7 protein-coding genes are annotated in these 6,257 nt (G+C 65.7%); all 7 read right to left on the reverse strand.

Annotated features, from left to right (window positions below):
• Positions 1 to 49: 49 nt before the first annotated feature.
• Positions 50 to 517 carry a MarR family winged helix-turn-helix transcriptional regulator gene (locus tag LRH25_RS26510; protein ID WP_141287424.1) on the reverse strand — a complete coding sequence of 156 codons (468 nt, stop codon included), beginning with the start codon at positions 515 to 517 and terminating at the stop codon, positions 50 to 52.
• Between the two features lie 111 nt (positions 518 to 628).
• Positions 629 to 1,363 carry an arsenical resistance protein ArsH gene (gene arsH / locus LRH25_RS26515; RefSeq protein WP_141287425.1) on the reverse strand — a complete coding sequence of 245 codons (735 nt, stop codon included), beginning with the start codon at positions 1,361 to 1,363 and terminating at the stop codon, positions 629 to 631.
• Entirely contained in the window at positions 1,360 to 2,439 is a 1,080-nt protein-coding gene (arsB, locus tag LRH25_RS26520; protein ID WP_141287426.1) for an ACR3 family arsenite efflux transporter, read from the reverse strand. The genes arsH and arsB overlap by 4 nt, the downstream gene beginning before the upstream one ends.
• Positions 2,440 to 2,441: 2 nt before the next feature.
• Positions 2,442 to 2,954, reverse strand: a complete 513-nt coding sequence (locus LRH25_RS26525; protein ID WP_141287427.1) for an arsenate reductase ArsC — start codon at positions 2,952 to 2,954, stop codon at positions 2,442 to 2,444.
• Positions 2,955 to 2,978: 24 nt separating this feature from the next.
• Positions 2,979 to 3,311, reverse strand: coding sequence for an ArsR/SmtB family transcription factor (locus LRH25_RS26530; protein WP_141287428.1), 333 nt, complete (start codon positions 3,309 to 3,311; stop codon positions 2,979 to 2,981).
• Between the two features lie 73 nt (positions 3,312 to 3,384).
• Positions 3,385 to 4,779 (reverse strand): MATE family efflux transporter, encoded by a 1,395-nt coding sequence (locus tag LRH25_RS26535; RefSeq protein ID WP_211361365.1) that lies wholly within the window; start codon positions 4,777 to 4,779, stop codon positions 3,385 to 3,387.
• 12 nt (positions 4,780 to 4,791) lie between these two features.
• Positions 4,792 to 6,255, reverse strand: a complete 1,464-nt coding sequence (locus tag LRH25_RS26540) for a cytochrome P450 (protein ID WP_141287429.1) — start codon at positions 6,253 to 6,255, stop codon at positions 4,792 to 4,794.
• Between the last annotated feature and the right edge of the window lie 2 nt (positions 6,256 to 6,257).

A 6,257-nucleotide genomic window follows, 5' to 3' on the forward strand; every position in this document is an offset into this window, starting at 1 on the left:
TGACCGGTTCGGCCCCGGCTTCGCTGGCAGGCAGGCAACACATCGCCGCCTAGTCCGCGCGCAGGGCCTTCATCAACAGCAACAGGGAGCGCTCGACTTGGCGGCGGTCGCGCTCGCTCAGCGATGACAGCAACTGCGCGGCGTGGGCGTCGAGCGTCTGGTTCAGCTCAAGCACAGTGCGTTTGCCTTCGGCGGTGAGCGTGACGAGCCAGCTCCTTGCGTCGGACGGGTTCGGCTCCTTGGTCACCAAGCCACGCCTGGCCATGGCCTCCACCGCACGCGACACCCAGCTCTTCTCCAAGCTGACCCGCGTGCCCAGTTCGGCCAGCGGCAAGGGGCCGGTGCGTCCCAGCTCGGTCAGCAGGTGACACTGCGTGCTGGTGGTGCGACAACAGTCGGCCACGACCCGCTGCGCCCGCGTGTACATGCGGGCAACCTCGCGCAGCAGGCCGCCGTGATTGGCCGTCGTGACCGCCGCCTGGGTGACCGGAGCGCCGTCCTGCACGTCTGTGCGCATCTCGTTGTGAATAGCAACCATGCAGGCGCACGGTAGACCTCATGATTTTGGTTGTCAACAGCAACTACTTGGTGGGAAAAAACGGGGCCGGGCCCCGTGAACTGCAGGTGCTCAGATCGCGCGCTGGTTCACCCGCTTGCTTAGGGCCTCGGCACTCTCCTTGCGCTCGCTGTAGCGGTCGACCAGGTAAGGGCCCAGGTCGCGCGTGAGCAGGGTGAACTTGAACAGCTCTTCCATCACGTCCACCACCCGGTCGTAGAAGGCCGAGGGCTTCATGCGGTCGTGTGCGTCGAATTCGGCAAAGGCCTTGGCCACCGAGGACTGGTTCGGGATGGTCAGCATGCGCATCCAGCGGCCCAGCACGCGCATCTGGTTCACGGCGTTAAAGGACTGGCTGCCGCCGGAAACTTCCATCACCGCCAGCGTCTTGCCCTGCGTGGGCCGCACCGCACCAACCGACAGCGGGATCCAGTCGATCTGCGCCTTCATGATGCCGGTCATCGCGCCGTGGCGCTCCGGTGAAGTCCAGACCATGCCTTCGGACCATGCGGCGAGTTCGCGCAGCTCCTGGACCTTGGGGTGGCTGTCCGGCGCGCCATCGGGCAGCGGCAGACCGGCCGGGTCGAAGATGCGGACCTCGCCACCCATCGCTTCAAGCAAACGGGCCGCCTCATGGGTCAGCAGCCGGCTGAACGAACGCTCGCGCAGCGAGCCATAAAGCATCAGGAAGCGCGGCCGGTGGCGTGAAGGTTGCGGCACCACCAGGCGCTCCTGGGTCGGCACATCGAAGAGACCCGCATCCAGTGCAGGGAATACGCCTTGCGTGCCTTCGGGAATCGCGCTCATGCCGGTGCACCTTTTTCATACCAGGCCTGGCTGCGGTTGACGATGGCGACCACTGCCAGCATCACTGGCACCTCGATCAGCACGCCGACCACGGTGGCCAGCGCCGCGCCCGACTGAAAACCAAACAGGCTGATGGCGGTGGCCACGGCCAGCTCGAAAAAGTTGCTGGCGCCTATCAACGCCGACGGCCCGGCGACACAGTGCTGCACCCCCAGCCTGCGGTTGAGCAGGTACGCCAGGCCGGAGTTGAAGACCACCTGGATCAGGATGGGTACCGCCAGCAGCGCAATCACCAGCGGCTGATCCAGGATGGCCTGGCCCTGGAAGGCGAACAGCAGCACCAGGGTCAGCAACAGTGCGCTGATGGAGAACGGACCCAACCTGGACGCAACCGCCTGGAAGTACGCCGTGCCCTTGGCCAGCAGCGCCTTGCGCCAGAGCTGGGACAGCACCACCGGCACGATGATGTACAGGCCCACCGAGGTGAGCAGCGTGTCCCAGGGCACGGTGATGGACGACAGGCCCAGCAGCAGCGCAACGATGGGCGCAAAAGCCACCACCATGATGGCGTCGTTCAAGGCCACCTGCGACAGCGTGAAGTACGGGTCGCCTTTGCAGAGCTGGCTCCAGACGAAGACCATCGCGGTGCAGGGTGCGGCGGCCAGCAGGATCAGGCCGGCAACATAGCTGTCGAGCTGGTCGGCAGGCAGCCAGGCCGCGAATGCATGGCGCACGAACAGCCAGCCCAGCAAGGCCATTGAAAACGGCTTCACAGCCCAGTTGATGAACAGCGTGACGCCAATGCCGCGGGCATGAGCCTTGACCTGGCCGAGCGCCGAGAAGTCGATCTTCAGCAGCATCGGGATGATCATGACCCAGATCAGCAGACCCACAGGCAGGTTGACCTGGGCCACTTCCATCGCTGCAATGGCCTTGAACGCGCCCGGCAACCATTGCCCCAGCGCAACGCCCGCCACGATGCACAGCGCAACCCAGACGGTCAGGTAGCGCTCAAAAAAGGAGATGGCCGATGCGGCCTTGGGCGCTGCTGCGCCGGAGAGTTGGCTTGCGCTCATGGTCAGCTGGCCGAAATGGCGTTCAGGGCGGCCCGGAGTTCGGCCTTGTCCAAGGTTTCAAGAGGCAGTTGCAGCAACTGCAGCATGCGGTAGCCGATGGCCTGGCGGGTCAGCTCGAAAGCCAGCCGCTTGCCGGCGTCTCCGCCCTGTGCATTCGACGGGTCCGCATAGCCCCAGTGCACCTTCACCGGTTGGCCGCCATCGGCATTCGCGCCAAAGAAGACGGGGCACTGCTCGGCCGCGGCGCTGTCGCAAACGGTGATGACGATGGACAGCGGCGGCGCCTCGGGCGAGGTGAACTCTTCCCAGCTCTTGCTGCGGTAGCCGGTCACATCCACACCTGCGTGGGTCAGCGCTTCGAGGGCAAACGGATTGAGCCGACCGCTGGGCGCACTGCCGGCGCTGAAGGCCCTCACGTCCTTGCCGAGCCTGGCGGCCCAGTGGTTGAGCATGCCCTCGCTCAGCACGCTGCGGGCCGAGTTGTGGGTGCAGAGGATCAGCACGTTGACGGTCATGGTCGGCAGGTTCAAAAAATGAAGTCAGCAACTGCAGGCAGCCGAGGCATCGGCGCCATTGGCGCCACAGGCCTCGCCCTGGCAGCAGTTCTCGGTCAGGAAGGCCAGCAGCGCATTCATGTGGGCGTAGGCCGCCCGGTAGATCAGGTTGCGGCTGGCGCGCTCCTGGGTCACCAGGCCGGCGTGCAGCAGCTCCTTCAGGTGGAAGGACAGCGTGGCGGCCGGAATCTCCAGGCCTTGCTGCATCGCGCCGGGTGTCATGCCGGCATCGCCCACCACCACCAGCGCACGAAAGATGCGCAGCCGCATCGGCTGGGCCAGCGCGGCGAGGGACTTGACGGCCATCTCTTCTTCCATTCTTCCATTTTAATGGAAATAATGGAGTTCAGCCAGCCCCTGCGCCGGCCCTGTTGGCAAACAGGGCGGCGGGTCAGGCGCCGGCGGGCGCCAGCGCGATGGCGTTCTGGCGATGCTTCACCGCAGTCCAGATCCGCCAGACATACATCGCACCGATGACCCCCTCGAAAAACGCACCGACGACCCAGCAGATCGGCAGGAAGTCTGCGTTGCCATCGCGCCCCAGCGTCATGAAGTAGATCGTCGGGATGCTGAAGGCCCACATCAGCACCAGGCGGGTGGCAAACAGGAACCTGGTCAGGCCGAAGGCCTCCAGCACGGCCGCGCCTGTCATCGAGAAGGTGAAGGCCAGTGCATACAGCCAGAGCACCTGGGCCGTGCCGACCGCCGCGCTGCGGATCGCTTCAGGCTTGTGGCTGAGGCCGAAGGGGTTCAGCAGCTGTTCCGGCATGGTGATCTCGAAGAGCGCCACCACCGCCACATAGGCCAGCTCGATCACCCAGGTCACGAAGATGATCCTGGGCACCTGCGAAAAGTCGTTCGCGCCGATGGCATTGCCGCACAGCACGCTGCAGCCGATGCCCAGCCCGATCAGCGGCACGATGCCGATGTAGTTGACCGTGAGGTTGACGTTGTTGGCCGCCAGCGCAATCGCGCCCAGGCCGGCGATCATCCAGATGAAGGCCGCGTTGCCGAGGTTGTCGACACCGGCAGAGACCCCGAGCGGCAGTCCCCGCCGGACCCGCAGCATCATGTCGGCCACCACGGTCGCCCCGCGCTTGAAGACGCGTTGCGTGAGCTGGTGCCAGACCTCCTGCGGCAACCGGGACAAGTAGAAGACCAGCATCGCCGAGGTGCCGAACAAGGTGCCGATGGCCGAGCCACGCATGCCAAGCTCGGGCAGCCCGAATTTGCCGAACACCAGGCCAACCGTCATGAACAGTTCCACGACCTGCCCGATCAGGCCCGCGATCAGCGTGACCCGCGTCTGGCCAATGCCGCTGAAATAGGACGACAGCGACATGTTCAAGGTCATGACGCTGCCGAAATACGCGGCCCAGTACAGGAACTGCGATTCAAGCGCCGTGATGGCGGCCGGCCTGTTGCTCAAGCGAGGAATCAGCTCGATCACCGGCGCCAGCAGCACCAGGACCGCGGCCAGCACGGCCGCGACCACCATGCCGACCGCCGCCTGGTACGCCGCCTCGTCCCGCCCTGATCGGCCGAAGGCCTGGGCGACGCAGGACCTCGAAAAGCCGGCGAACGCGGTGAAGAAGCCGACGATGGCCATGGCGGTGTAGATCGCCGGCCCGGACGCGGCCAGCGTGTCGTCCGAGTAGCGTGCCAGGCAGATGCGGTCGACCAGCATCATGATCAGGTTGCCGACCATCGAGCCCATCAAGGGCACGGAAACCTGCAGCACGCGCCTGGCAATGCCGAAGTCGAAACGCATGGGGTTGGAATTCATCAATGCCTCAACTCAGCGGGCGCGCAGCTTCAGCCGCACTGGCACCGCGCTCGGGCCGACGAAGAAATTCAACAGCTGCTCGACCGGCGGCGCGTCCAGGTCCGGCACCAGTTCGAAGTTGCGCACCAGCATCGCCAGCACCATCTTGATCTCGGTCAGCGCGAGGAAGCGGCCGGGGCACAGGCGGGGGCCGGCGCCGAAGGGGAAGACCTTGCGCGAAGGGTCTTCCTCCCGCGAAGGCTTGCCGTCGAAGATCCAGCGCTCCGGGCGAAACAGCTCGTGCTGAGGGAAGTGCGCCTCGTCCTGGCTGGCCCCGGTGTTGGCGACAAAGATCACCGTGTCTTTCGGCACAAAGGTGTCGGCCACGACGCAGTCGGCATTGCTGGCAAAGCCCATGAACGGCGCCACCGCCCGCAGCCGCTGGGTCTCGCTGTGGGCCGCTTCGAGATACGGCAGTTGCTTCAGCCACTCCCATTCGCGGGCGACCGGCGCGTCGCCGAGCACCGCGTCCACTTCGGCGGCCAGCGTGGCGGCCGCCTCGGGGTTCTGCGCCAGCAGGTTGATCATCCACGCCATCGAGTTGGCGGTGGTGTCTTCGCCGCCGATCACGCTCATGATGGCGTTGCTGATCAGTTCCTGGTCGGTGAAGCCGGACTCGGGGTTCTCGCTCGCCGCGATCATCGCCTCCAGCATGTTGCCGGGCTTCTGGCGCAGTTGCGGCTGCTGCGCCATGCGCTCGCGCGCATCCTTGACGAAGCCGATGACAGCCTGCTCGATGTCGTCCGCCGACTTGTCGGCCGCGCGGTCCACCGGCAGCTTGAAGTGGCGCCAATAGGGCAGCAGCGTGGCGTTGCGGGCGCCCAGGCGTTGGAAGATGTTGTCGATGTCGCGCTGCACCTGGTTGCCGTCGTCGTTGACGGCGTCGATATCCTGCCCCATCGCAATGGCCACGATCACATCGAGGGCCATCGCCTTCAGGTCGCGATGCAGGTCGATGCGCCGGCCCTCTGCCACCGCTGTCTTCCAGCGCAGCAGCACCCGCTCGGTGATGACCACCATCGTCGGAAAGAAGTTGCGCACGACCTCGGCGTTCAGCCCGCCCATGACCAGCCTGCGCTGCTTGCGCCAGTCGTCGCCTTCGGCGGTGATGACGCCAGCGATCTTCAGCTCGCCCATGCTGGTCTTGAGGTTGGAGGTGCGCCGGAAGCCGTCCGGGCGGTCACGCAGCAGGCCCTCCACGGCTGCGGGCTCGGAGAGCACCATCAGCTGGTGGCCCATCACATCCAGCCGGAAGACGGGACCGAACTCGCGAATCCAGTCCGCCAGCGTCAGGTGGAACTGGCGCCCGCTGAGCTTGAGCAGGCTGCCGACCAGCGGCAAGCCCTTGGGGGCGGGCAGGTCGGCGATGGTGCGCGAGAACTCGAATGTCCCCATGCGTTTGGCATCCAGAGGGGGCGCTGAGGTGTTGGCGTCCATGC

This window comes from Ideonella azotifigens (genome assembly GCF_021043325.1).
GTDB lineage: Bacteria > Pseudomonadota > Gammaproteobacteria > Burkholderiales > Burkholderiaceae_C > Ideonella > Ideonella azotifigens.

Coding starts and splice junctions, on each gene's coding strand:
- LRH25_RS26530 (WP_141287428.1), bottom strand. CDS start 3,311: ATGGAAGAAGAGATGGCCGTCAAGTCCCTCGCCGCGCTGGCCCAGCCG.
- LRH25_RS26525 (WP_141287427.1), bottom strand. CDS start 2,954: ATGACCGTCAACGTGCTGATCCTCTGCACCCACAACTCGGCCCGCAGC.
- LRH25_RS26540 (WP_141287429.1), bottom strand. CDS start 6,255: ATGGACGCCAACACCTCAGCGCCCCCTCTGGATGCCAAACGCATGGGG.
- arsH (WP_141287425.1), bottom strand. CDS start 1,363: ATGAGCGCGATTCCCGAAGGCACGCAAGGCGTATTCCCTGCACTGGAT.
- LRH25_RS26535 (WP_211361365.1), bottom strand. CDS start 4,779: ATGAATTCCAACCCCATGCGTTTCGACTTCGGCATTGCCAGGCGCGTG.
- arsB (WP_141287426.1), bottom strand. CDS start 2,439: ATGAGCGCAAGCCAACTCTCCGGCGCAGCAGCGCCCAAGGCCGCATCG.
- LRH25_RS26510 (WP_141287424.1), bottom strand. CDS start 517: ATGCGCACAGACGTGCAGGACGGCGCTCCGGTCACCCAGGCGGCGGTC.